This window comes from Arenimonas sp., assembly GCF_036275555.1.
In the GTDB taxonomy this organism is placed as follows: domain Bacteria; phylum Pseudomonadota; class Gammaproteobacteria; order Xanthomonadales; family Xanthomonadaceae; genus Arenimonas.
The window spans coordinates 66,473-88,611 of sequence record NZ_DASUDO010000008.1; the positions used below are offsets into that span (position 1 = coordinate 66,473).

Below are 22,139 nucleotides of genomic sequence, written 5' to 3' on the forward strand. Positions count from 1 at the left end.
CCCACAGACGCCGGTCAGCGCAGGCGGGTGAGAACGGGCGCAACCTGCGAATCGCGGCCCAACGCGCGGCCCACGCGCTCCAGCGCATCCGCCAGTTCCGCGGTCGTATCGGCGCGCAGGGTGGCGTGGCCCACTTTGCGTCCTTCGCGCGAGGACTTGCCATAGTCGTGCCAGTGGCCGCCGGCTTCCGACAGCACGGGCAGGGCGGCCGGCATCGCGCCGATCCAGTTCAGCATCACGCTGTGGCCGACCGCGCGGGTGCTGCCCAGCGGCAGGCCCAGCACGGCGCGCAGGTGGTTCTCGAACTGCGAGGTCTCGGCGCCTTCGATGGTCCAGTGGCCGGAGTTGTGCACGCGCGGCGCCATTTCGTTGGCCAGCAGCACGCCGTCGCGCAGGAACAGCTCGAGCGCGAACACGCCCACGTAATCCAGCGCCTCGGCGACCTTGCGCGCCGCGGCCAGCGCCTGCGCCTGCAGCGCGTCGTCGGCCCGGGCCGGCGCCAGGCTCGCGGCGAGGATGCCCGACTCGTGCCAGTTTTCGGTGAGCGGCCAGGCGCGCAGCTCGCCGTCGCGGCCGCGCACGGCCACCACCGACAGCTCGCGCTGGAAGGCCACGAAGCCCTCGAGGATCAGGCCCACCGTGGCGGCCTGCGCGCCCAGCGCGTCCCAGGCGGCGTCGGCATCGGCCGGCGACTTGATGCGGAACTGGCCCTTGCCGTCGTAACCGAGGCGGCGGGTCTTGAGGATGCAGGGCGTACCGACCGTCGCCAGCGCCGCGGCGAGGCCTTCGCGCGAATCCACCGCGGCGAACTCCGGCACCGGGATGCCCAGCTCGCGGAACAGCGATTTCTCCGCCATCCGGTCCTGGGCCACGGCCAGCGCGCGCGGGCTCGGGAACACGGGCACGCGGGTGGCGAGCCACTCGGCGCTCTCGGCGGGCACGTTCTCGAAATCGAAGGTGGCGACGTCGACCTGGTCGGCGAAGGACGCCAGCGCGGCCTGGTCGCGATAGTCGGCCTGCAGCATCGGCGCGAACTGGGCTGCGCAGGCGTCGGGCGCCGAATCGAGCACCAGGAAGCGCAGGCCCAGCGGCGCGCCCGACAGGGCCAGCATGCGGGCCAGCTGCCCGCCGCCGAGGATGCCGACGGTGGTCACGGCTGCCGCGGGTCCGGGTGGTCGAGCACGTCGCTCGTCTGCTTCGCGCGGAAGGCGTCGAGCGCGGCGCGCACCTCGGCGTGGTCGGGGGCCAGCATCGCCGCCGCGAACAGGCCGGCGTTGGCCGCACCCGCGGCGCCGATGGCGAAGGTGGCCACCGGCACGCCGGCCGGCATCTGCACGATCGACAGCAGGGAATCGAGGCCGTTGAGCGCCTTGCTCTGCACCGGCACGCCCAGCACCGGCACCGGCGTCATCGACGCCAGCATGCCCGGCAGGTGGGCCGCGCCGCCCGCACCGGCAATGATCGCGCGCAGGCCGCGGGCCGACGCCGACTTGGCGTACTCGACCAGCAGGTCCGGCGTGCGGTGCGCCGAAACCACGCGCACCTCGTGCGGCACGCCCAGCTGCTCGAGCCGCGCGACCGCGTGCTGCATCGTCTCCCAGTCGGACCGGGAACCCATGACGACCCCGACGCGCGGGGCAACGTTGGCTTGGTTCATGGCAGGCCGCTTCGGCAAAACGCTATTCTAGACCCAAGCCTCCGCCGGACACAGCCGCCCCATGGACCGCAAGCTCCTCGACATCCTCTGCTGCCCGACCAGCAAGCAGCCGCTGGCCCTGCTGGGCAGCGCCGAGCTGGCCGCGCTCAACGCCGCCATCGCCGCCGGCACCGTGGCCCGCGCCGACGGCAGCCCGCAGTCCGAACCGCTGGACGAGGGCCTGGTGACCCGCGACCGCAAGCAGGTCTACCGGGTCGAGGACGGCATCCCGGTGCTGCTGGCCGACGAAGCCCTGGCCACCGCCCAGGTCGCCGACTTCCCGCGCTGATGGCCGCCGCCCTGACGCCACCGCCGGCCGAGGTCGTGGCGGCCGACGTGGCCCGCGCCCTGGCCGAGGACATCGGCCCCGGCGACGCCACCGCCGACCTGCTGCCGGACGTGCCGGGCCGGGCCTATGTGATCGCGAAAGAGGCCGGCGTGGTCGCCGGCCGGCCCTGGTTCGACGCCTGCTTCCGCGCGCTCGATCCCGACGCGGTGCTCGACTGGCGCGTGGCCGAGGGCGAGCCGGTGACCGCCGGCACCGTCGTCGTCGTGATCCGCGCGCGCACCCGCGCCCTGGTCAGCGCCGAGCGCCCCGCCCTCAATTTCCTGCAGACGCTGAGCGCCACCGCCACCACCACCGCGCGCTACGTCGCGGAAGTGGCCGGCACCCGCACCCGCATCCTCGACACCCGCAAGACCCTGCCCGGCCTGCGGCTGGCGCAGAAGTACGCGGTGCGCGCCGGCGGCGGCATGAACCACCGCATCGGCCTGTTCGACGCGGTGATGCTGAAGGAAAACCACATCCACGCCGCCGGCTCGATCGCCGCCGCGGCCGCCGCCGCGCGCGCGAAACACCCGGCGCTGCCGCTGATCATCGAAGTGGAAACCCTGGACGAGCTCGACCAGGCCCTGGCCACCGGCTGCGACCGCATCCTGGTGGACGAGTTCAGCGAGGCCGACCTGCGCGAGGCGGTGGCCCGCGCCGCCGGCCGCACGCCGCTGGAAGTGTCGGGCGGCGTCACCGGCGAGCGCCTGCGGGCGATCGCCGCCACGGGCGTGGACTACGTGTCGGTGGGCGCGCTGACCAAGCACGTGCAGGCGCTGGACCTGTCCCTGCGCCTGGGCGACCCGCCGGCCTGAGGCCGGCGCCGCGGCTCAGCCCCGGCCGAGCACCAGCGCCACGATCACCAGCACCGCCGCGGCGGTGAGCATGATCGGCACCCACTTGCTGACTGCCGCGGCCTGCGGCGGCGGCACCGCCTCGGTCTGGTGCATCCGGCTGGTCTGCTGCGCCATTTCCATGCCGGGCGCGACCACGATGAAGCGCACCGCGTCCAGGCGCAATTCGTCGCCCGGGCTCAGGAAACCCTGCTGCACGCGGCGGTTGTTGATGTAGGTGCCGTTGGACGAGCCCAGGTCCTCGACCGACAGGCCGTCGCCCGCGGGCTTGACCAGCGCATGCCGGCGCGAGATTTCGTCGGCCGCCACGGAAATGTCGGCCTCGGGCGCACGCCCGATGACCACCGGACCGGACACCGGGAACACCTTGCCGAACACGGCGCCGGACACGCCGCGCAGGACGTACTTGGGCACGGCCGCACGCACGCGGGTGGCGCCGCTGTCTTCGTCGGAACCCGGCACGACGCCCGGCGCGGGCGCGCTGCGCGCCGGCTCGACAATCGCGAACCTGGCGACGATGCCGCCGATGCCGATCTGGTCGCCGCCGCGCAGCGCCATGATGTCGGCGACCGGCTTGCCGTTCACCGACACCGGGCCGCCGCCCTGCGGCACCTGCAGGTTCGCACCGGTGCCGGTGACGTGGATCTCGCAGTGCAGCGGGTGGATGCCTTCCTCGGCCAGCACCACGGCGCCCTCGGGCGCGGAGCCGATCTTGTTCACGCCGGCGCTGAGCAGCACCTGGCCATGTTCGCCATTGGGAAACACCAGCTTCATCTTCGCTCTCCTGCGAATCGGCGATGGCCCGGAGGGGCGGCGTCCGCGCCTATCTTAGCCATGCCCGGCCAAACAAGGCAGGGGGTGCGCTTGCGGCCGAGCGTGACCGTCCCCACACTGCCGGCATGCTCGGCACATTGATAATGATGCTTCTCGCGACAGCGGTGCTTGCGTTCTGGTTCGCCGGGCGCGCGGCCGCGGAAACCGCCACCCACTACGGCCGCCACGCCTGCCAGCGGGCGGGCGTGGTCTGGCTCGACCAGAGCGTGCACCTGCTGTCCATGCGCCCGCGCCGCGGCGGCGACGGCTGGATCGGGATGGAGCGCCAGTACGGCTTCGAATATTCGATCAACGGCGACGACCGCCATGCCGGCCGCATCGTGCTGCACGGCCGGCGGCTCAGCGCCCTGGTCGGACCGATGCCGCCGCAGGACGGCATGCACTGAGGGCCGCCTTACTTGACCACGCGCAGGTGGCTGCGGCGCGGCCCGTCGCCGCCCGCATCGGGACCCGGCGGGGGCTCCGGGGAATCATCGGGCAACATCGCGCCGTCCTCGGGCAGCATCATCCCCTGCCCCGTTTCCTGCGCGTAGATCGCCAGCACCGCGCCCACCGGCACCAGCACCGACTGGCTGACGCCGCCGAAGCGCGCCATGAAGCGAACCTCGCGGTTGTCGATCACCAGGTGCGCCACCGCGCGCGGCGCGATGTTGAGCACCACCCGGCCGTCCTTGACCACCGAGGCCGGCACCTGCACGCCCTCGCGGGCCGCATCCACCAGCAGGTACGGCGTCATGCCGTTGTCGCAGATCCACTCGTTCAACGCCCGCAGCAGGTAGGGGCGGTTGGAACCCATCGGCTTGGCGCCCTCGGTCATTGAGGCAGCTCGCGCAGGGATTTCTCCTCGGGGGTCAGGCTGCGCAGGTAGGCCGGGTTGCGGAAGATCCGCATGCCGTAGTCCTCGATCAGCTTGGCTTCCTTGGGCAGCACGATGCCCAGCGCCGGCAGGCGCCAGATGATGGGCGCGATGGCGCAGTCGGCCAGGCTCATCTCCGGGTTGAGGAAGAACTTGGAGGCCTTGAACAGCGGCAGCGCGGCGATCAGCAGCTCCTTCAGGCGCTTGCGGCCGGCGTCGGCCTGGGCCTTGCTGCCGTTCTGGATGGCCTGCACGTGCGGCACCCAGTCGTGCTCGAGGCGCAGCATGGCCAGGCGCAGGCGGGCGCGGGACAGCGGGTCCACCGGCATCAGCGGCGGGTGCGGGTAGCGTTCGTCCAGGTATTCCGAGACCACCGAGGCGGCGTAGAGCACCAGGTCCCGGTCCACCAGGGTCGGCACGGAATGGTAGGGATTGAGGTCCACCAGGTCCTCGGGCGGGCTGCCCGGGTCGACCGGAACCAGTTCGTAAGTGACGCCCTTGGCCGCCAGCACCAGCCGGACGCGGTGGCAAACCACGCAGTCACGGGCTGAAAACAGCGTCAGGGCGTTGCGGATGCGCGGACTGGCAGCCATCGGGTTCCCCTCTCGCGGTGCCGCCGGCCCCTCTGCCAACGGTCATCGGAAGCCCTAACCCTGCCCGAAACGGGCCGCCCGCCGCAAGACGTTCAGCCCCCCGCCGCCCGGTGGACCGGGGATGGGATCCGCCGATCCCCGGCCCTCGGAGCCGCCGGCGAGCCAACGGAACGCTGGAAACCCGGGCGCCGGCAACGAAAAAGGCCGCCCGGAGGCGGCCTTTCACGGGACGGCCTGACCGCGGACGGTCAGTGCACGTCGCGCCAGTACTCGACCTTCAGCAGGTAGGCGATGAAGGTGAAGAAGGCCAGGAACAGCACCACCCACACGCCCACCGACTCGCGCTTGAGCGCGGCCGGCTCGGCCACGTACTGCAGGAAGGCGCTGATGTCGCGCGCCACCTGGTCGTAGGCCTTGGCGTCGAGGCGGCCGGGCTGCACCAGCTCGAGGCGGGCGACGTGCGGCTGGCCGTCGGCGCCCTGCTCGTAGACCGGGCGCTGGATGCCCTGCATTTCCCAGAGCACGTGCGGCATCGAGGCACCCGGGAACACGGTGTTGTTCCAGCCCATCGGGCGGGCTTCGTCGATGTAGAAGCCCTTGAGGTAGCTGTAGATCCAGTCGGGGCCGCCGAGGCGGGCACGGGCGGTCAGGCTCAGGTCGGGCGGCGCCTTGCCGAACCAGGCGTTGCCGTCGCCGGCGCTGATGCCGGTGTTGATGTTCTCGCCGATCTTGGCGTTGGCCGGCATCAGGTGCTGTTCCACCAGCTCCGGGCTCAGGCCCAGGTCTTCCGCGATCCGCGAGTAGCGGTGCAGGGACAGGGCGTGGCAGCCGGCGCAGTAGTTCATGTAGAGGCCGGCGCCGCGCTGCAGGGAGGCGCGGTCGCTGAGGTCGGTGCCCGAGGATTCCAGCGGGCCGGCGCTGGCCGCCAGGCCGAGCGCGGGCGCGAAAGCCAGCAGGAGGGCGAAGAGACGCAGCTTAGTCATGCTCGGGCACCCGCTCGGGAACGGCCTTGGTCTGGCCCATCGCGGACCAGATCGGCATCAGGAGGAAGAAGGCGAAGTAGTAGGCGGTCAGGATCTGGGCCACCAGCTTCTGGGTGTCGGAGCCCGTCTGCGCGCCCAGCCAGCCCAGGACCACGAAGGCCACCACGAAGATGGTGATCAGGATCTTGTGCAGCATCGGGCGGTAGCGGATCGACTTGACCTTGCAGCGGTCGAGCCACGGCAGCGCGAACAGGATCAGGGTGGCGCCGCCCATCACGATCACGCCGAACAGCTTGTCGGGGATCGCGCGCAGCATCGCGTAGAAGGGCGTGAAGTACCACACCGGCTTGATGTGCGCCGGGGTCACCAGCGGATCGGCCTCGATGAAGTTGTCCCACTCCAGGAACCAGCCGCCCATCGTCGGCGCGAAGAACACGATGAAGGCGAACAGGATCAGGAAGAAGCCGGCGCCGAACAGGTCCTTCACCGTGTAGTACGGGTGGAAGGGGATGCCGTCCTTCGGGATGCCGGTGGCCTTGTCCTTGACCTTCTTGATGTCCACGCCTTCCGGGTTGTTCGAACCCACCTCGTGCAGCGCGCCCAGGTGCAGCACGACCAGCAGCAGCAACACCAGCGGCAGCGCGATCACGTGCAGGGCGAAGAAGCGGTTGAGGGTGGCGTCGGCGACCAGGTAGTCACCGCGGATCCACTCGGTGAGGCCGTTGCCGACCACCGGGATGGCGCCGAACAGGTTGATGATCACCTGCGCGCCCCAGTAGGACATCTGGCCCCAGGGCAGCACGTAGCCCATGAAGGCCTCGGCCATCAGGACCAGGAAGATCATCACGCCCAACACCCAGACCAGTTCGCGCGGCTTCTGGTAGGAGCCGTACACGAGGCCGCGGAACATGTGCAGGTACACCACCACGAAGAACATGGAGGCGCCGGTGCTGTGCATGTAGCGGATCAGCCAGCCCCACTCGACGTCGCGCATGATGTACTCGACCGAAGCGAAGGCCTCGGCCGCGGACGGCTTGTAGTGCATCGTCAGGAAGATGCCGGTGACGATCTGGTTGACCAGCACCAGGATGGCCAGCGAGCCGAAGTAGTACCAGAGGTTGAAGTTCTTCGGAGCGTAGTACTCCGACATGTGCTTCTTGTACGCCGGGATCAGGCCCGGCGTGCGGTCGTTGAACCAGCCCGTGACCGATTCGACCGTGCGGTTGATGACGTTGGCCATTACGCGGCTCCTTCCGGCGGAATACCAACGATGACGCGCGAGTCGTCAACGAAGTGGTAAGGCGGGACCTCGAGGTTCGACGGGGCCGGGACGCCCTGGTAGACGCGGCCGGCGAGGTCGAAGCGCGAGTTGTGGCACGGGCAGTAGAAACCGCCCTGCCATTCGCTGTCGAAGGCCTGCGGCTGCAGCTCCGGCACGTAGGTCGGCGAGCAGCCCAGGTGGGTGCAGATGCCGACGATGACGGCGAGCTCGGGCTTGATCGAGCGGCCCTCGTTCTTGGCGAACGCCGGCGTCTGCTCGACGTTGTCGGAGTTCGGGTCGCGCAGGCGGTCGTTGATGGACGGCAGCGCCGCCAGCTGCTCCGGCGTGCGCTTGAAGATCCAGACCGGCTTGCCGCGCCACTGGACGATCATGCGCATGCCCGGCTCGAGGTCGATCTTGCTGATGTCGACCTCGACCGGCGCACCGGCGACCTGGGCGCGCGCGCTCGGCTTCCAGGAACTGATGAACGGCACCGCGACGCCTGCCACGCCCACCGCGCCGACAACGGCGGTGGTGGCGGTCAGGAAGCGGCGACGGCCTGAATTGACCCCTTCGTTAGCCATCCGGCTCTCCGAAAAACTTGCTAAGTGGCTGAAAACAGAGATGCGGGGCGGACCAGCCCCCGCAAAGACGCGCAATTGTAGCGGACGGGGCGCGGCAGCGACAACGCCGCCCGCGAGCGGCTTACTGGCTGGCCAGGACGCCCCGGTAGCGTTCCGCCAGGGTGCCCACGCGCTGGACGTAGCGCTGGGTCTCGGCATAGGGCGGGACGCCGCCGTGGCGGTCCACGGCGCCTTCACCTGCGTTGTAGCCGGCCGCGGCCAGGGTCAGGTTGCCCTCGTAGCGCTTGAGCAGCCAGGCCAGGTACTGCACGCCGCCGCGGATGTTCTGGTTCGGGTCGAACACGTCGGAGACGCCGAAGCGGCTGGCCGTGGCGGGGATCAGCTGCATCAGGCCCTGCGCCCCGGCGTGCGAGACGGCGTTGGGGCGGAAGGCGGATTCGGCGTGGATGATGGCCCGGACCACGGCCTCTTCCACCCCGAACTCGGCGGCCGCGGCGCGCACCTCGGCCGCATAGGCCTCGGTGTTGAGCCGCACGGTGCCGAAATCGACGCCCGGCAGCGCGCCGCAGGCGTAGCAGGCCTCGACGTAGCTGAACAACAGGCGGGCGCCGGCGTCGCCGCCCGGGCGGACGTTGGTGTAGTGGGTGACGCCGTCGCGCTCGTACTTGTACATGGCGCCGCGGGTGACGCGGGCGCCGCCCTTCGCCGGGGCGGCCGCGAGCGCCTGGCCGGGGGCCGCCGTGCGGAACTCGACCCGGGACGCCGGGGTGGCCCGGGCCTGCCCGGCCGAGCCGGCGCCGCCGGAAGCCACGGGCGCGGCCGGCGCGGGGGCCGGCGCGGCGGCGCGCGTGGGCGCCGGTCCGCGCGGGCGGGCATCGGCCGCGGTGTAGGTCGAGACCACCTTGCAGCTGGCGCCGTCCACGCGCTTGCCGGTGTAGTTGGGGATGCCGTCGGCGCCGGTGCACTTGTACAGCGTGCCCGCCCAGGCCGGGGGGGCCAGGAACAGGCATGCCAGGGCGAGCGGACGCAGCGGGTTCATGGCGCGTGTTTACTCCAACCCCGCCCCAAAGCCAAGCCCGCCCCCCCTCGTGTAGGAGGGACTTCAGTCCCGAAGCCCTTCGCCGAAAAGCTCCGGGACTGAAGTCCCTCCTACAGGGCCGGGGGTACAATGACGGCCCCCACGGAACGGATTAACCGCCGCCATGCCCGTGAACTCGCCCGCCCGGGGCAAGCTCCACATCAAGACCCACGGCTGCCAGATGAACGAGTACGACTCGGCCAAGATGGCCGACGTGCTCGCCGACCGGCACGGCCTGGAACTCACCGACGACGAGGCCGAGGCCGACGTCATCCTGGTCAACACCTGCTCGATCCGCGAGAAGGCCGAGGACAAGGTGTTCTCGCTGGTCGGCAAGTGGAAGCACCTCAAGAAGGACAAGCCGGTCATCATCGGCGTTGGCGGCTGCGTCGCCAGCCAGGAAGGCGAGGCGATCCTGCGCCGCGCGCCGCACGTGGACCTGGTGTTCGGCCCGCAGACGCTGCACCGGCTGCCGGAGATGATCGAGGCGCGCCGCGCCACCGGCCGGCCGCAGGTGGACATCAGCTTCCCCGAGGTCGAGAAGTTCGACCGCCTGCCCGAGCCGCGGGCCGAAGGGCCCAGCGCCTACGTCTCGATCATCGAGGGCTGCAGCAAGTACTGCTCGTTCTGCGTGGTGCCCTACACGCGCGGCGAGGAAGTGTCGCGGCCGTTCGACGACGTGCTGCTCGAGTGCGCGCAGCTCGCCGCGCAGGGCGTGCGCGAGATCCACCTGCTGGGCCAGAACGTCAACGCCTACCGCGGGCCGATCGGCGATGGCGGCGACACCGCTGACCTCGCCACGCTCATCCGCGCCATCGCCACGATCGAAGGCGTCGGCCGGATCCGCTACACCACCTCGCATCCGGTCGAGTTCTCCGACGCGCTGATCGACGCGCACCGCGACGTGCCGCAGCTGGCCAGCTACCTGCACCTGCCGGTGCAGTCGGGTTCGGACCGCATCCTGGCGGCGATGAAGCGCGGGCACACGGTGCTCGAGTACAAGGCGCGCATCCGCCGCCTGCGCGAGGCCAAGCCGGGCATCGTGGTGGCATCCGACTTCATAGTCGGCTTCCCGGGCGAGACCGAGCGCGATTTCGAGGCGACGCTGAAGCTGGTGGAAGACATCGGCTTCGACCAGAGCTATTCCTTCGCCTACTCCCGCCGCCCGGGCACGCCCGCGGCCAACCTGCACGACGAGGTGCCGGCCGACGTGGCCAGCGCGCGCCTGCACCGCCTGCAGGCGGCGATCAACGCCAACGCGCGGCGCATTTCCCAGGCGATGGTGGGCACGGTGCAGCGCGTACTGGTCGAGGGCCCCAGCGCCCGCAACCCGGACGAACTCACCGGCAAGACCGAGAACATGCGCAACGTGAATTTCCCCGGCCACCCGCGCCTGGTCGGCCAGTTCGTCGACCTGCGCATCACCGAGGCCCGCACCAACTCGCTCCGCGGCGAAGTCGTTGTTTCCGGCTAGGGGAGAGCTTTTCTTTTTGCCACGGATGAACACGGATAAAGCCATAAGAGTTTTTGACGCGGATTTACGCGGATAAACGCGGACAGGTCAGAAGCGATCCTGGTTTTCTTTTCTTCATTTTTTGCTTTATCCGCGTTTATCCGCGTGAATCCGCGTCAAGAATTTCAATCCGCTTCATCCGTGGCCATCCGTCCTGATCCGTGTTCATCCGTGGCAAAAATAAAATGACCAAACACGCCGTACATCGTGATTTCGTGCTGGAGCCGGAGGACAACGAGCGGTTGGCGAACCTGGCCGGGCCGTTCGATGAGCACCTGCGGCAGATGGAGCTGCGGCTGGGCGTGGAGATCGCCAACCGCGGCCACGTGTTCCGCGTCAGCGGCGAGGCCAAGGCGGCCGCGGCGGCCGAGAAGCTGCTGCGCAAGCTCTACGAGGACGCCGCCACCGAAGTGCTCGACCCGCACCGCATCCACACCCACCTGGGCAGTGCGCACCTCGAGCGCATCACCGGCGAGGACGGCTTCGAGCCGCAGGAAGTGGCGATCAAGGTCAAGCGCGGCACCGTGCGCGGGCGCGGCGCGAACCAGGCCAAGTACCTGCACGCGATCACCACCCACGACATCAACTTTGGCATCGGGCCGGCCGGCACCGGCAAGACCTTCCTGGCGGTAGCCAGCGCGGTCGAGGCGCTGAACGAATCGCGCGTGCAGCGGCTGCTGCTGGTGCGCCCGGCGGTAGAGGCCGGCGAGAAGCTCGGCTTCCTGCCCGGCGACCTGAGCCAGAAGGTCGATCCCTACCTGCGCCCGCTGTATGACGCCCTTTACGAAATGCTCGGCGTCGAGAAGGTCGCCAAGCTGCTCGAGCGCAACGTGATCGAGATCGCGCCGCTGGCCTACATGCGCGGCCGCACGCTCAACGACGCCTACGTGATCCTGGACGAGGCGCAGAACACCTCGATCGAGCAGATGAAGATGTTCCTGACCCGCATCGGCTTCGGCAGCACCGCGGTGATCACCGGCGACCTCAGCCAGATCGACCTGCCCAAGCACCAGAAGTCCGGGCTGCGCGACGCCATCGACGTGCTGCGCGGGGTCGAGGGCATCAGCTTCACCTTCTTCACCGCCCACGACGTGGTGCGGCATCCGCTGGTGGCGCGCATCGTCCGGGCCTACGATGCCCGGGACGGCAAGGAGTCGCAGGAATGACCAAGGGCCCGGTTCAACTCGACGTCAGCGTCACCTACGGCCTGCCGCGCGCGGGCCTGCCGGCCGCCACCAGTTTCCGGCGCTGGGCGGCCGCGGCCGCGCAGGGCCGGATCAAGCGCGCCGACCTGGCCATCCGCCTGGTGGATGCGAAGGAGGGCCGCGCCCTGAACCGCCACTACCGCGGCAAGGACTACGCCACCAACGTGCTGAGCTTCCCGGTCGAGCTACCGGAAGGCGTCACCCTGCCCCTGCTCGGCGACCTGGTGATCTGCGCCCCCGTGGTGGCCAAGGAAGCCCTCGAACAGGGCAAGCCCCTCAACGCCCACTACGCCCACCTCACCATCCACGGCGTCCTGCACCTGCTCGGCCTCGACCACGAGGACGAACGCGAAGCCGAGGCCATGGAGCAGATCGAGCGCGACATCCTAGCCACCCTGGGCCTCCCCGACCCCTACTAACCCAAATGAACCAGGTTCATTTGGTTTCGGGGTGACCACCGGGCGGGGTGGACGGCCCAGCAGGTCGGGCAGGGCGTTGTGCGTGGGCACGTTGTCGCGCCGCAGCAGCTCCCAGTGTCCGAAGGAGAACGGCGTGAGGTGCAGCAGGTCGCAGGCATGGCTGGCCAGGCGGGCCAGCAGTCCCGGCACGGGGAGGCGGCGGGCAGGCCGTCCCGTCAGATCGAGGCGCATGGCCGCGAGGTAGTCGCCCAGGGCCAGGGCCGTCGTGCCGCCCAGTTCGTACTCCGCGGGGCCGTTTTCGCGGGCCAGGCGAGGTTTCCGGGCCAGCGCAGCGAGGGCCAGGCCGAGGTCGCGGACGTCCAGCGCGGCGATGCGGCCGGTGGCGTCGGCGGGAATGGCGTGCAGGGGCCAGCGCGCGACGCGGCGTATCCAGGCCGCGCCGTATCCGCCCGCTTCGGCGTCCAGCAGGGACGGCCGGACGATGCAGCAGTCGGCGCCGCTGCGGCGCAGTGCCGCTTCGCCGTCGGCCTTCGACCGAAGGAAGCCGCTGCGCATCGGCGCCTGCAGCCCCAGCGCCGACACGTGGACCAGGCGCTTTCCGGCGCGTCGGCAGGCCTCGGCCAGGGCCGCCGGGGCGAGGTGGTGGACCCGCTGGTAGGTCTCCCGGCCGCGGGGGCGGAGGATGCCGACGCAATTGACCACGACGTCGATGTCCTCCAGCAGCGGCCGCCAGTCCTCGGCGACCAGCAACTGCTCGAAGCGTGCGCGACGGCGCGGGCAGGCCCGGGCGGCATCGGGCAGGCGCCGGTCGAGCCGCTCGGGGTGCCGGCTGCCGATCGATACGTCAGCGCGCTGGGCCAGCAGCGCCGCCACGGCGTATCGGCCGATGAAGCCACCGCCGCCCAGGACCAGCACGCGGAGGGCGGGTGGATCGGGGGTCCGGCAGGCATCCATGGGGCACCTCGTTCTGACAGTTTTTTCTGTCTTGACAGAAATATATGCCCGGACTAGCCTGACTGCAAGCCTCCCGAGCCTGCGCCGGAACACCCCGCCATGACCGAAGAAACCGCCGAGAACGCCGCCGACCCGCTGAGCCCCATCAGCCGGCGCTTCGTGCTGCACTGGGGCGAAATGGGCTCGCGCTGGGGCGTGAACCGGACCGTGGCCCAGGTACACGCCCTGCTCTTCCTGGCCGGCCGGCCGATGGACGCTGAAACCATCGCCTCGATACTCAAGGTCGCCCGCTCGAACGTCAGCAACAGCCTGCGCGAGCTGATGAACCTGAAGCTGGTCCGCGTCTCGCACCTGATGGGCGAACGCCGCGACCACTTCGAGACTTCACGCGACGTGTGGGAGCTGTTCCGTACCGTGGTGCGTGAACGCAAGGCGCGCGAGTTCGACCCCACCGTCAGCCTGCTGCAGGAGCTCACCAGCGACCCCGCCTTCCCCGGCGAGGACGCCGATGCCCGCAAGCGCATGCAGGACACCCTGGCCCTGATGACGGCCCTGTCGTCCTGGGGCGAGGAGATGCTGCGGCTCGAACCCGCGACCCTGATGAAAGTGATGAAACTCGGCAGCCGCATCCAGAAACTCATCCGCGACGGAAACAAACCATGAACGCCACCTGGCCTTTGGTCATCTACTACGACGCCTCCTGCCCCCTGTGCCGGGAGGAGATGCACGCCCTGAAGGACCACGACAGCCAGTCCCGCCTCACCCTGGTGGACGCCTCGCCCGCCGGTTTCGCCGACGCCCACCTGGAGGCCGCCGGCATCGCCCGGGCCGACCTGATGCGCCTGATCCACGCCCGCGACGCCGCCGGGCGCTGGTTCATCGGGGTCGACGTGTTCGAACTCGCCTATGCCGCGGCCGGCCTGCACGGCATGGCCCGGCTCTGGGCCAACCCCCGCCTGCGCCCGGTCTGGACCCGGCTCTACCCCTGGGTCGCCCGCTTCCGGCAGCCCCTGTCCTGGCTCCGGCTCAACCGCGCCTACGGCTGGCTGGTCCGCCGCGCCGCCACCCGGGCCCAGGCCCGCGCCGCCGCCTGCGCCACCGGCCGCTGCGACCTGCCGGGATAAGAGCGGGACCGCTTTTGCTACACTCCGCCGACCGCCTCCGGGCGCCTCTTCCACGGAAATGTCCGAAGATTCCCCTAGTAGCCCGCCGGAACGCCGCTCCTGGCTTGAACGCCTGAGCCTGGCCTTTTCCGGCGAACCCCAGACCCTCGACGACGTGGTCGAGATCCTGCGCGATGCCCAGGCCAACGGCCTGCTGGGCGCCGATACCCTGAAGATGCTCGAGGGCGCCCTGTCGGTGTCCGAGCTCCAGGTCGGCGACATCATGGTGCCGCGCTCGCAGATGGTCTCCCTGCCGCTCGACGCCAAGTTCCTGGACCTGATGAAGATGGTGGTCGAGTCCGGCCACTCCCGCTTCCCGGTCCACGGCGAGGACCGCGACGAAATCCTCGGCATCCTGCTGGCCAAGGACCTGCTGCGCGGCATGGTGGCCGACGGCGGCCCCGGCAGCGTCCGCGAACTGCTGCGCCCGGCGGTGCTGATCCCCGAATCCAAGCGCCTGAACGTCCTGCTCAAGGAGTTCAGGCTGTCGCGCAACCACATGGCCATCGTGGTCGACGAGCACGGCGGCGTGGCCGGCCTGGTCACCATCGAGGACGTGCTGGAGCAGATCGTCGGCGAGATCGACGACGAGCACGACGACGCCGACGAGGCCAAGCTGATCGCGGCCCAGGCCGATGGCCAGTTCCTGGTCGACGCCCTCACCCCGATCTCCGACTTCAACGAGCAGTTCGGCGCCGACTTCGACGACGACGAGTACGACACCATCGGCGGCCTCGTCACCTCCGCCATCGGCCACCTGCCCGAGGCCGGCGAAGAGCTCTCGCTGGGCCGCTTCCACTTCCGCGTCGGCCGCGCCGACCGCCGCCGCGTCCACACCTTCGTGCTGAGCGTGCATGGCCCGGAGTGACTGGCGGCTGGTCGCCGCGCTGGGGCTCTGGCTGCTGACGGCGCTGCTGGCGCCGGCGCTGGCCCAGCCGGCCGCGACCGGCGACACGCTGCCGCCCCCGACCGTTTCGGCAGCCACCCCGCAGGCCTCGACGGAGGCCGCGGCGACCGCTGCCCCGCGCATCGGCGTCGTCACGATGGAGCCCGGCGAGATTTTCTTCGAGCGCTTCGGCCACAACGCCATCGTGGTCGACGACCCGGCCTCCGGCCGCCGCATCTCCTACAACTTCGGCTACTTCGACCTCGACGAACCGAACTTCTTCGCCAATTTCATCCACGGCCAGATGCGCTACTGGCTGGTCGCGCTGCCGCTGGAACAGGACATGGCGCGCTATCGCGAGCTGGGCCGCGGCGCCAGCCTGCAGTGGCTGGACCTCACGCCGGACCAGGCCCGCGCCCTGGCCGCCTCGCTGGAAGAACGCGCCAGCGGCGAAAACGCGCGCTACCGCTACGACTACTACACCAGCAACTGCTCCACCCAGGTCCGCGACGCGCTCGACGACGCCCTGGGCGGCGTCCTCAGGACCCAGCTCACCGGCCGCTCGCAGGGCAACACCTACCGCAGCGAGTCGGTGCGCCTGGCCGCGCCCGCCGCGTGGATGGCGATCGGCTTCCACATCGGCCTGGCCGGCTACGCCGACAAGCCGCTCTCGCGCTGGGAGGAATCCTTCATCCCGATGCGCCTGCGCGACGCCCTGCGCGAAGTGCGCCTGGCCGACGGCCGCCCGCTGGTGGTCGCCGAGGAAACCCTGCACCCGCACCGCATCGGCCAGCCGCCGGCGGAAGCGCCGCGGCTGCGGGTGCCGGCGCTGTTCGCCGGCGTGGCGCTGGCGCTGGGCGCGCTGTGGCTGGGCCGTCGCGCACCGCGCGCACTGGCCGGCCTGGCGCTGGGCTTCTGGACCGTGGCCGGGCTGGCGGGCCTGACCCTGCTCTTCATCTGGTTCGGCAGCGCCCACGTCGCCGGCCACGGCAACGAGAACCTGCTGCTGCTCAGCCCGCTGTGCCTGTTCCTGCTGCCTGGCGGCTGGGCCCGCCTGCGCGGGCGCGAGCCCTCGGTTCGCTTCCGCTGGCTGCTGCGGATCGTGGTGGCGGGCGCGGCCCTGGCCGGCTTCCTGAAGTTCCTGCCGTTCCGCCCGCAGGAAAACGTCGAGTGGGTGCTCCTGCTGCTCCCGCTGCACTGGGCCCTGCTGCGCCGGCTCGACCCCCGCGCCTGAAGGCTTGCCGGCCCCGGCCCTGCGGCCGATGATGCCGGCATGGACACTGCCTTCCCCGCTTCGCCCACCTGCGTCGTCAACTGCGTCCGCTACGGCCGCGACGGCAGCCGCCGCGACATCCCGCTCGACGAGATCAGCGACGTGCTGGCGGTCGACGACGGCAGCTTCGTCTGGGTCGGCCTGTACGAGCCGGAGGAAGCCCTGCTCGACAAGCTGCAGGAAGAATTCGACCTGCACGACCTGGCCGTCGAGGACGCCCACCACGCCCACCAGCGCCCGAAGATCGAGGCCTACGGCAACTCGCTGTTCATCGCCGTGCACACCGCGCAGGCGCTCGCCGGCCAGGTCTCGTTTGGCGAAACCCATCTCTTCGTGGGCCCGCGCTACCTGGTCACGGTGCGGCACGGCACGTCGCTGTCCTACACCTCGGTGCGCGCCCGCTGCGAACGCGAGCCCGAGCTGCTGGCGCTGGGCCCGACCTATGGCCTGTACGCGGTGCTCGACTTCATCGTCGACAACTACCTGCCGATCGTCGACGAGTTCCGCAACCAGCTCAACGCGCTGGAGCACGACATCTTCGCCGAGAACTTCAGCCGCGACACCGTGCGCAAGCTCTACGACCTCAAGCGCGAGCTGACCACGCTCCGGCTGGCGGTGGCGCCGATGCAGGACATCACCGGCCAGCTGACCCGCGTGCACACCCAGATGGTGGGCGAGGAGATGCGGCTCTACTTCCGCGACGTGTTCGACCACACGCTGCGGGTCAACGACGCCACCGACACCCTGCGCGAGATGCTGACCGCGGCGATGTCGGTGAACCTGGCCCTGGTCACCGTGGCCCAGGGCGAGGTGGTCAAGCGCCTGGCCGGCTGGGCCGGCCTGCTGGCCGCGCCCACCCTGATCGCCAGCTGGTACGGCATGAACTTCGAGCACATGCCCGAGGTCGGCGGACGCTACAGCTACGGGGTCCTGATCGGCGTCACCGCGGCCATCGTCGGCGGCCTGTTCATCCTCCTCCGGCGCGCCCGCTGGATCTGAGCGGCGGCTTGACGCGGGTCAAGGCGCGGGTGGCCGGGCGCGCCTAACCTGCCTGCCATGACCGCCATTCCTCCCTTCGACGCCGAGCTGCTGCGCCGCTACGACAAACCGGGGCCGCGCTACACCTCCTACCCGACCGCGCCGCAGTTCAAGACCGGCTTCGGCGAAGCCGAGTTCCGCCGCGCCGCGCAGAAGAGCAACGAGGACCCGATCCCGCGCCGGCTGTCGCTGTACGTGCACGTGCCGTTCTGCTTCAGCCCCTGCTTCTACTGCGGCTGCAACCGCATCATCACCCGCGACTTCAACCGCGCCGAGCCCTACCTCGACCGCCTGGTGCGCGAAGCCGCGATGCTGGGCCCGATGTTCGACCGCGACCGCGACGTGATGCAGCTGCACCTGGGCGGCGGCACCCCGAACTTCCTCACCCCGCACCAGATCGGCGAGCTGCTCGACACGCTCGGCCGGCACTTCCACTTCAGCCAGAGCCCGGCCCGCGACTTCTCGATCGAGATCGATCCCCGGGTGATCAAGCCCGGCGACATCGAGGCGCTGGCCGAGCTCGGCTTCAACCGCGCCAGCCTCGGCGTGCAGGACTTCGACCCAGCCGTGCAGGCCGCGGTGAACCGCATCCAGTCGGTGGAGGAAACCAACGCGGTGATCCGCAACTGCCGCCGCAGCGGCTTCCGTTCGGTGAACGTGGACCTGATCTACGGCCTGCCGCTGCAGACCCGCGAGGGCTTCGAGCGCACGCTCGACACCGTGATCGCGGCGCGGCCCGACCGCCTGGCGGTGTACAGCTATGCGCACATGCCGCAGTTGTTCCGGCCGCAGCAGCGCATCGACGAGAGCCAGCTGCCCAGCGCCGAGGAAAAACTGGGCCTGCTGCAGCTCTCGATCCAGATGCTCTCGGCCGCCGGCTACCGCTACATCGGCATGGACCACTTCGCCCTGCCCAGCGACGACCTGAGCCAGGCCCAGGCGCAGGGCAAGCTGCACCGCAACTTCATGGGCTACACCACCCACGCCGACTGCGACCTGATTGGCCTGGGCGTGAGCGCCATCAGCCACGTCGGCGACACCTACAGCCAGAACCCGCGCGACCTGCCCAGCTGGGAGATCGTGATCGACGAGGGCCGGCTGCCGACCTGGCGCGGCATGGCGCTCGACGCCGACGACGTGCTGCGGGCCGACCTGATCCAGCAGCTGATGTGCCACGGCGTGGTTGAGTTCGCGCCGCTGGAGCTGCGCCACGAGATCGACTTCCGCGAGTACTTCGCCGCCGACCTGGCCCGGCTCGCCCCGCTCGAGGCCGACGGCCTGGTGGTGGTCGAGGCCGACCGCCTGCGGGCCACCGAGCGCGGGCGCCTGCTCGTGCGTATCATTGCCGCATGCTTCGACCGCTACCTGCACCAGGCCCAGGCCGAACCCGTCCGCTTCTCGAAAGCGATCTGACCGCCCCCGCCGCCGGGAGCCGCCCGTGAGCCCGACCGCCCGCCGGCGCAGCCTGCCGTCGCCCGCCGCCGCGGACGACGGCGACGAGCTGCGCTTCTGCAGCACCTGCGCCTTCTCCGACGCCTGCCTCTCGCAGGGCTACGGCAAGGCCGACCTGATGGACCTGCACGTGCTAGTCGAGCACATCGGGCCATTCCACGAGGGCGAGCACATCTTCCGCGAGGGCGAGGAATTCAACGCCATCGCCGCGGTGCGCGCCGGTACGGTCAAGACCTACGTGCTCGACGCCTCCGGCCACGAGCAGGTGCTGGGCTTCCACCTGCCCGGCGAGATCATCGGCCTGAGCGCGATCAGCCAGGCGCGGTACCCCTGCAACGCGGTGGCGCTGGACACGGTGATGCTGTGCCGCTTCTCCTTCCCGAAGATGGCGGTGCTGGCCACGCGCATGCCCGGCCTGCAGGCGCAGCTGTTCAAGCTGCTCAGCGAGGACATCGGCAAGGCCTCGCTGCTGGCCGGCGACTTCAGCGCCGACGAGCGCATGGCGGCCTTCCTGGTGGCGCTGTCGCGCCGCTACGCGCGCCGGGGCTTCTCGCCCACGCGCCTGCACCTGACCATGACGCGCACCGACATCGCCAACTACCTGCGCCTGGCCCCCGAAACCGTCAGTCGGGTACTCAAGCGCCTGCAGGAAGACAAACTGGTCCGCGTCGACCGCCGCGAGCTCGAGATCCTCGACCCGGCCCGCCTCGAAGCCCTCGCCCTCCACGTCCTCCGCCACTGACTCGACGTGCGCCCTGCGCACGAACCGCCGCACACCGGAACGCTACGGCAGCGCCGCCGCCCGCACGACTAGTACTTCTGCCCGCCGTCTTGCTAGCGCCATCCCTGGCAGCAAACGTCGGCCGTTACGGGCTTCCTGCCCTTCACTTCAGAAGTACTAGTCGTGCGTGCGACGTCGCCCCGGTGCCTCGTCGCACGCCGGTTCGAAAGCAAGGGCAAGAAGGGAAGCGATGGCGAAAGCAGGATCAAAAGTCGTTGCTCTGCGCCTCGCTCTTGACCTCCATGCGGTGTGCGACGGGCTTCCGGGGCGACGCCGCGCACCGACATAGGTCTGCGGAAGTGGAGGCAGGAGGCCGGAACGGCCGACATCAGTGGTCAGGATGACGCTCCTGAGTCGGGCCGCAGACCTATGTCGGTGGGCGGCGGCGCTGCCGCGAAGGCACGGTGTGCTGCCCTTCGTGCGCATGGCGCACGCCGACTTGACTTGGGTCAGGGACGGGGATGGCCGCCGGGATGACCATGGCGGGGACTTGAACCGGAGAGCCGTCATGAGCAGTACCCGCAAGCTATGGATCGCACTCGCGACCCTGCTCGCCGTCTCGTTTGCCGTCCTGCTATGGGTCGGCGGCGAGATCCACCGCGAGATGCCCCCGATACCCGAACAAGTGGTCACGGAGAATGGGCAGGTCGTCTTCACCCGCGCCGACATCGAGACCGGCCGCCAGGTCTGGCAGACCACCGGCGGCCAGCAGCTCGGCTCGGTCTGGGGCCACGGCAGCTACGTGGCCCCCGACTGGACGGCCGACTGGCTGCACCGCGAAGCGGTCGACATCCTCGACCAGTGGGCCCGCCGCGATTATTCCGTCGCGGGCTTCGACGCGCTCGGCAAGGGCGAACAGGCGGCGCTGACCGCCCGCCTCACCGAGATGATGCGCGCCAACACCTACGACGCGGGCGCGAAGTCGGTGGTGATCAGCAACGACCGTGCGCTGGCCATCAGCAACGTTTCCGCCCACTACCAGAGCCTGTTCGGCAACGACCCGGCCACCGCGGTGCTGCGCGAGAACTACGCGATGAAGAACAACACCGTCGCCGACGCCGGACACCGGCGCGCGATGACGGCGTTCTACTGGTGGACGGCCTGGTCGGCGGTCACCCAGCGCCCGGGCAAGGAGATCACCTACACCAACAACTGGCCGCACGAGCCGCTGGTGGGCAACGTCCCGCCCTCGAACCTGTTCATGTGGACCATCTTCAGCGTGCTCTTCCTGCTGGCGGGCATCGCCCTGCTGGGCTGGCACTACGCGGTGAACCACAGCCGCGAAGAGGCGCCGCTTACGCTGCCCGCCACCGACCCGCTGGCCAAGGTGGTGGTGACGCCGTCGATGAAGGCCACGGCCAAGTACTTCTGGGTCGTGATCGCGCTGTTCCTGGTCCAGATCCTGCTGGGCGCGATCACCGCGCACTACCAGGTGGAAGGCCAGGAGGCCTATGGCTTCGCGCTGGCCGAATACCTGCCCTACTCGCTCACGCGCACCTGGCACACGCAGCTGGCGGTGCTGTGGATCGCGACCGCCTGGCTGGGCATGGGCCTGTACATCGGGCCGGCGATCTCCGGGCATGAGCCGAAGTTCCAGGCCCTGGGCGTACACGTGCTCTGGGTCTGCCTGATCATCATCGTGGTCGGTTCGTTCGCGGGCCAGTGGTTCGCGGTGATGCAGAAACTGGGCCTGGCCAACAACTTCTGGTTCGGCCACCAGGGCTGGGAATACGTGGACCTCGGCCGCTTCTGGCAGTGGTTCCTGTTCATCGGCCTGGGCCTGTGGCTGACGCTGGTGGGACGTTGCCTGGTGCCGGCCATCCGCGCCGGCGGCGAGTCGAAGTCCATCACCACCCTGCTCTTCCTCTCCACCGTCGCGATCGGCCTGTTCTACGGCGCCGGCCTGATGTGGGGCGAGCACACGCACCTGTCGATGGTCGAGTACTGGCGCTGGTGGGTGGTGCACCTGTGGGTCGAGGGCTTCTTCGAGGTGTTCGCGACAGCGGTGATCGCGTTCCTGTTCGTGAAGCTCGGCCTCGTGCGCGGCTCGACCGCGACCGCGAACGTGCTGTTCGCGACGGTCGTGTTCCTGACCGGCGGCGTGCTCGGCACGCTGCACCACCTGTACTGGACCGGCACCCCCACCGCCGTGATCGCGGTCGGCGCGTCGTTCTCGGCGCTCGAGGTCGTGCCGCTCGCGCTGATCGGCTTCGAGGCCTGGGACACGCAGAAGCGCGCGAGCCAGACCACGTGGATGGCGCGCTACCGCTGGCCGGTGATGTTCTTCATCGCGGTGTCGTTCTGGAACCTGGTCGGTGCCGGGCTGTTCGGATTCCTGATCAATCCACCGCTGTCGCTGTACTACATGCAGGGCCTCAACCTGACTCC

24 protein-coding genes are annotated in these 22,139 nt (G+C 70.0%); 14 read left to right on the plus strand and 10 right to left on the minus strand.

Features of this window, described 5'->3' with window-relative positions; translation table 11 throughout:
* Positions 1-14 precede the first annotated feature (14 nt).
* Both VFV21_RS02520 and purE read right to left on the minus strand, forming a co-directional pair.
* On the minus strand, positions 15-1,154 hold the full coding sequence (locus tag VFV21_RS02520) for a 5-(carboxyamino)imidazole ribonucleotide synthase (RefSeq protein ID WP_329667920.1): 1,140 nt from the start codon (positions 1,152-1,154) through the stop codon (positions 15-17).
* Positions 1,151-1,657 carry a 5-(carboxyamino)imidazole ribonucleotide mutase gene (gene purE / locus VFV21_RS02525; RefSeq protein WP_329667921.1) on the minus strand — a complete coding sequence of 169 codons (507 nt, stop codon included), beginning with the start codon at positions 1,655-1,657 and terminating at the stop codon, positions 1,151-1,153. The genes VFV21_RS02520 and purE overlap by 4 nt, the downstream gene beginning before the upstream one ends.
* 61 nt (positions 1,658-1,718) lie before the next feature.
* Between purE and VFV21_RS02530 the strand changes: the two genes are divergently transcribed.
* Together VFV21_RS02530 and nadC are read left to right on the plus strand one after the other, a co-directional pair.
* Positions 1,719-1,985: a Trm112 family protein gene (locus VFV21_RS02530; protein WP_329667922.1), complete on the plus strand. Its 267-nt coding sequence runs from the start codon at positions 1,719-1,721 to the stop codon at positions 1,983-1,985.
* Positions 1,985-2,839, plus strand: coding sequence for a carboxylating nicotinate-nucleotide diphosphorylase (gene nadC / locus VFV21_RS02535; protein ID WP_329667923.1), 855 nt, complete (start codon positions 1,985-1,987; stop codon positions 2,837-2,839). The genes VFV21_RS02530 and nadC overlap by 1 nt, the downstream gene beginning before the upstream one ends.
* Positions 2,840-2,854: 15 nt before the next feature.
* Here nadC and VFV21_RS02540 read toward each other — a convergent pair whose 3' ends face one another.
* On the minus strand, positions 2,855-3,652 hold the full coding sequence (locus tag VFV21_RS02540) for an FHA domain-containing protein (RefSeq protein WP_329667924.1): 798 nt from the start codon (positions 3,650-3,652) through the stop codon (positions 2,855-2,857).
* A gap of 146 nt (positions 3,653-3,798) precedes the next feature.
* On the opposite strand from VFV21_RS02540, the gene VFV21_RS02545 reads away from it, so the two are divergent.
* Positions 3,799-4,098, plus strand: a complete 300-nt coding sequence (locus VFV21_RS02545) for a DUF3301 domain-containing protein (RefSeq protein WP_329667925.1) — start codon at positions 3,799-3,801, stop codon at positions 4,096-4,098.
* Between the two features lie 8 nt (positions 4,099-4,106).
* Here VFV21_RS02545 and VFV21_RS02550 read toward each other — a convergent pair whose 3' ends face one another.
* The 6 genes from VFV21_RS02550 to VFV21_RS02575 all read right to left on the minus strand — a co-directional run bounded on the left by VFV21_RS02550 (position 4,107) and on the right by VFV21_RS02575 (position 9,028).
* The gene (locus tag VFV21_RS02550) at positions 4,107-4,529 is read right to left on the minus strand and encodes a ClpXP protease specificity-enhancing factor (RefSeq protein ID WP_329667926.1); all 423 of its coding nucleotides are present in this window, start codon (positions 4,527-4,529) and stop codon (positions 4,107-4,109) included.
* Entirely contained in the window at positions 4,526-5,161 is a 636-nt protein-coding gene (locus VFV21_RS02555; RefSeq protein ID WP_329667927.1) for a glutathione S-transferase N-terminal domain-containing protein, read from the minus strand. Before VFV21_RS02555 ends, VFV21_RS02550 begins: the two co-directional genes overlap by 4 nt.
* A 248-nt stretch (positions 5,162-5,409) precedes the next feature.
* A complete protein-coding gene (locus VFV21_RS02560) occupies positions 5,410-6,144 on the minus strand; it encodes a cytochrome c1 (protein ID WP_329667928.1) in 735 nt (244 codons plus the stop codon).
* On the minus strand, positions 6,137-7,384 hold the full coding sequence (locus VFV21_RS02565; RefSeq protein WP_329667929.1) for a cytochrome bc complex cytochrome b subunit: 1,248 nt from the start codon (positions 7,382-7,384) through the stop codon (positions 6,137-6,139). The genes VFV21_RS02560 and VFV21_RS02565 overlap by 8 nt, the downstream gene beginning before the upstream one ends.
* Entirely contained in the window at positions 7,384-7,989 is a 606-nt protein-coding gene (petA, locus tag VFV21_RS02570) for a ubiquinol-cytochrome c reductase iron-sulfur subunit (protein ID WP_034210292.1), read from the minus strand. The genes VFV21_RS02565 and petA overlap by 1 nt, the downstream gene beginning before the upstream one ends.
* Before the next feature lie 121 nt (positions 7,990-8,110).
* Positions 8,111-9,028 carry a lytic transglycosylase domain-containing protein gene (locus VFV21_RS02575; protein WP_329667930.1) on the minus strand — a complete coding sequence of 306 codons (918 nt, stop codon included), beginning with the start codon at positions 9,026-9,028 and terminating at the stop codon, positions 8,111-8,113.
* Between the two features lie 163 nt (positions 9,029-9,191).
* On the opposite strand from VFV21_RS02575, the gene miaB reads away from it, so the two are divergent.
* From miaB to ybeY, 3 genes are all read left to right on the plus strand, one after another.
* Positions 9,192-10,541 carry a tRNA (N6-isopentenyl adenosine(37)-C2)-methylthiotransferase MiaB gene (gene miaB, locus VFV21_RS02580; protein WP_329667931.1) on the plus strand — a complete coding sequence of 450 codons (1,350 nt, stop codon included), beginning with the start codon at positions 9,192-9,194 and terminating at the stop codon, positions 10,539-10,541.
* A gap of 224 nt (positions 10,542-10,765) precedes the next feature.
* Positions 10,766-11,746, plus strand: coding sequence for a PhoH family protein (locus VFV21_RS02585; RefSeq protein ID WP_329667932.1), 981 nt, complete (start codon positions 10,766-10,768; stop codon positions 11,744-11,746).
* Positions 11,743-12,204, plus strand: a complete 462-nt coding sequence (gene ybeY / locus VFV21_RS02590) for an rRNA maturation RNase YbeY (RefSeq protein WP_034210288.1) — start codon at positions 11,743-11,745, stop codon at positions 12,202-12,204. The genes VFV21_RS02585 and ybeY overlap by 4 nt, the downstream gene beginning before the upstream one ends.
* Here ybeY and VFV21_RS02595 read toward each other — a convergent pair.
* Complete coding sequence (locus VFV21_RS02595) at positions 12,172-13,158, minus strand: NAD(P)H-binding protein (protein ID WP_329667933.1); 987 nt, start codon at positions 13,156-13,158, stop codon at positions 12,172-12,174. The genes ybeY and VFV21_RS02595 overlap by 33 nt on opposite strands.
* Positions 13,159-13,257: 99 nt before the next feature.
* Between VFV21_RS02595 and VFV21_RS02600 the strand changes: the two genes are divergently transcribed.
* The 8 genes from VFV21_RS02600 to VFV21_RS02635 all read left to right on the plus strand — a co-directional run.
* On the plus strand, positions 13,258-13,821 hold the full coding sequence (locus VFV21_RS02600) for a GbsR/MarR family transcriptional regulator (RefSeq protein WP_329667934.1): 564 nt from the start codon (positions 13,258-13,260) through the stop codon (positions 13,819-13,821).
* Complete coding sequence (locus tag VFV21_RS02605) at positions 13,818-14,282, plus strand: DUF393 domain-containing protein (RefSeq protein WP_329667935.1); 465 nt, start codon at positions 13,818-13,820, stop codon at positions 14,280-14,282. The genes VFV21_RS02600 and VFV21_RS02605 overlap by 4 nt, the downstream gene beginning before the upstream one ends.
* Positions 14,283-14,340: 58 nt before the next feature.
* A complete protein-coding gene (locus VFV21_RS02610) occupies positions 14,341-15,189 on the plus strand; it encodes an HlyC/CorC family transporter (RefSeq protein WP_329667936.1) in 849 nt (282 codons plus the stop codon).
* On the plus strand, positions 15,176-16,441 hold the full coding sequence (locus VFV21_RS02615) for a DUF4105 domain-containing protein (RefSeq protein WP_329667937.1): 1,266 nt from the start codon (positions 15,176-15,178) through the stop codon (positions 16,439-16,441). The genes VFV21_RS02610 and VFV21_RS02615 overlap by 14 nt, the downstream gene beginning before the upstream one ends.
* A gap of 39 nt (positions 16,442-16,480) precedes the next feature.
* On the plus strand, positions 16,481-17,479 hold the full coding sequence (locus tag VFV21_RS02620) for a magnesium and cobalt transport protein CorA (RefSeq protein ID WP_329667938.1): 999 nt from the start codon (positions 16,481-16,483) through the stop codon (positions 17,477-17,479).
* A gap of 57 nt (positions 17,480-17,536) precedes the next feature.
* Positions 17,537-18,931, plus strand: coding sequence for an oxygen-independent coproporphyrinogen III oxidase (hemN, locus tag VFV21_RS02625; protein WP_329667939.1), 1,395 nt, complete (start codon positions 17,537-17,539; stop codon positions 18,929-18,931).
* A 25-nt stretch (positions 18,932-18,956) separates the two neighbouring features.
* Positions 18,957-19,712 (plus strand): helix-turn-helix domain-containing protein, encoded by a 756-nt coding sequence (locus VFV21_RS02630; RefSeq protein WP_329667940.1) that lies wholly within the window; start codon positions 18,957-18,959, stop codon positions 19,710-19,712.
* 547 nt (positions 19,713-20,259) lie between these two features.
* Positions 20,260-22,139, plus strand: a 1,880-nt coding sequence (locus tag VFV21_RS02635; RefSeq protein WP_329667941.1) for a nitric-oxide reductase large subunit, incomplete at its 3' end; no start/stop codon positions are given.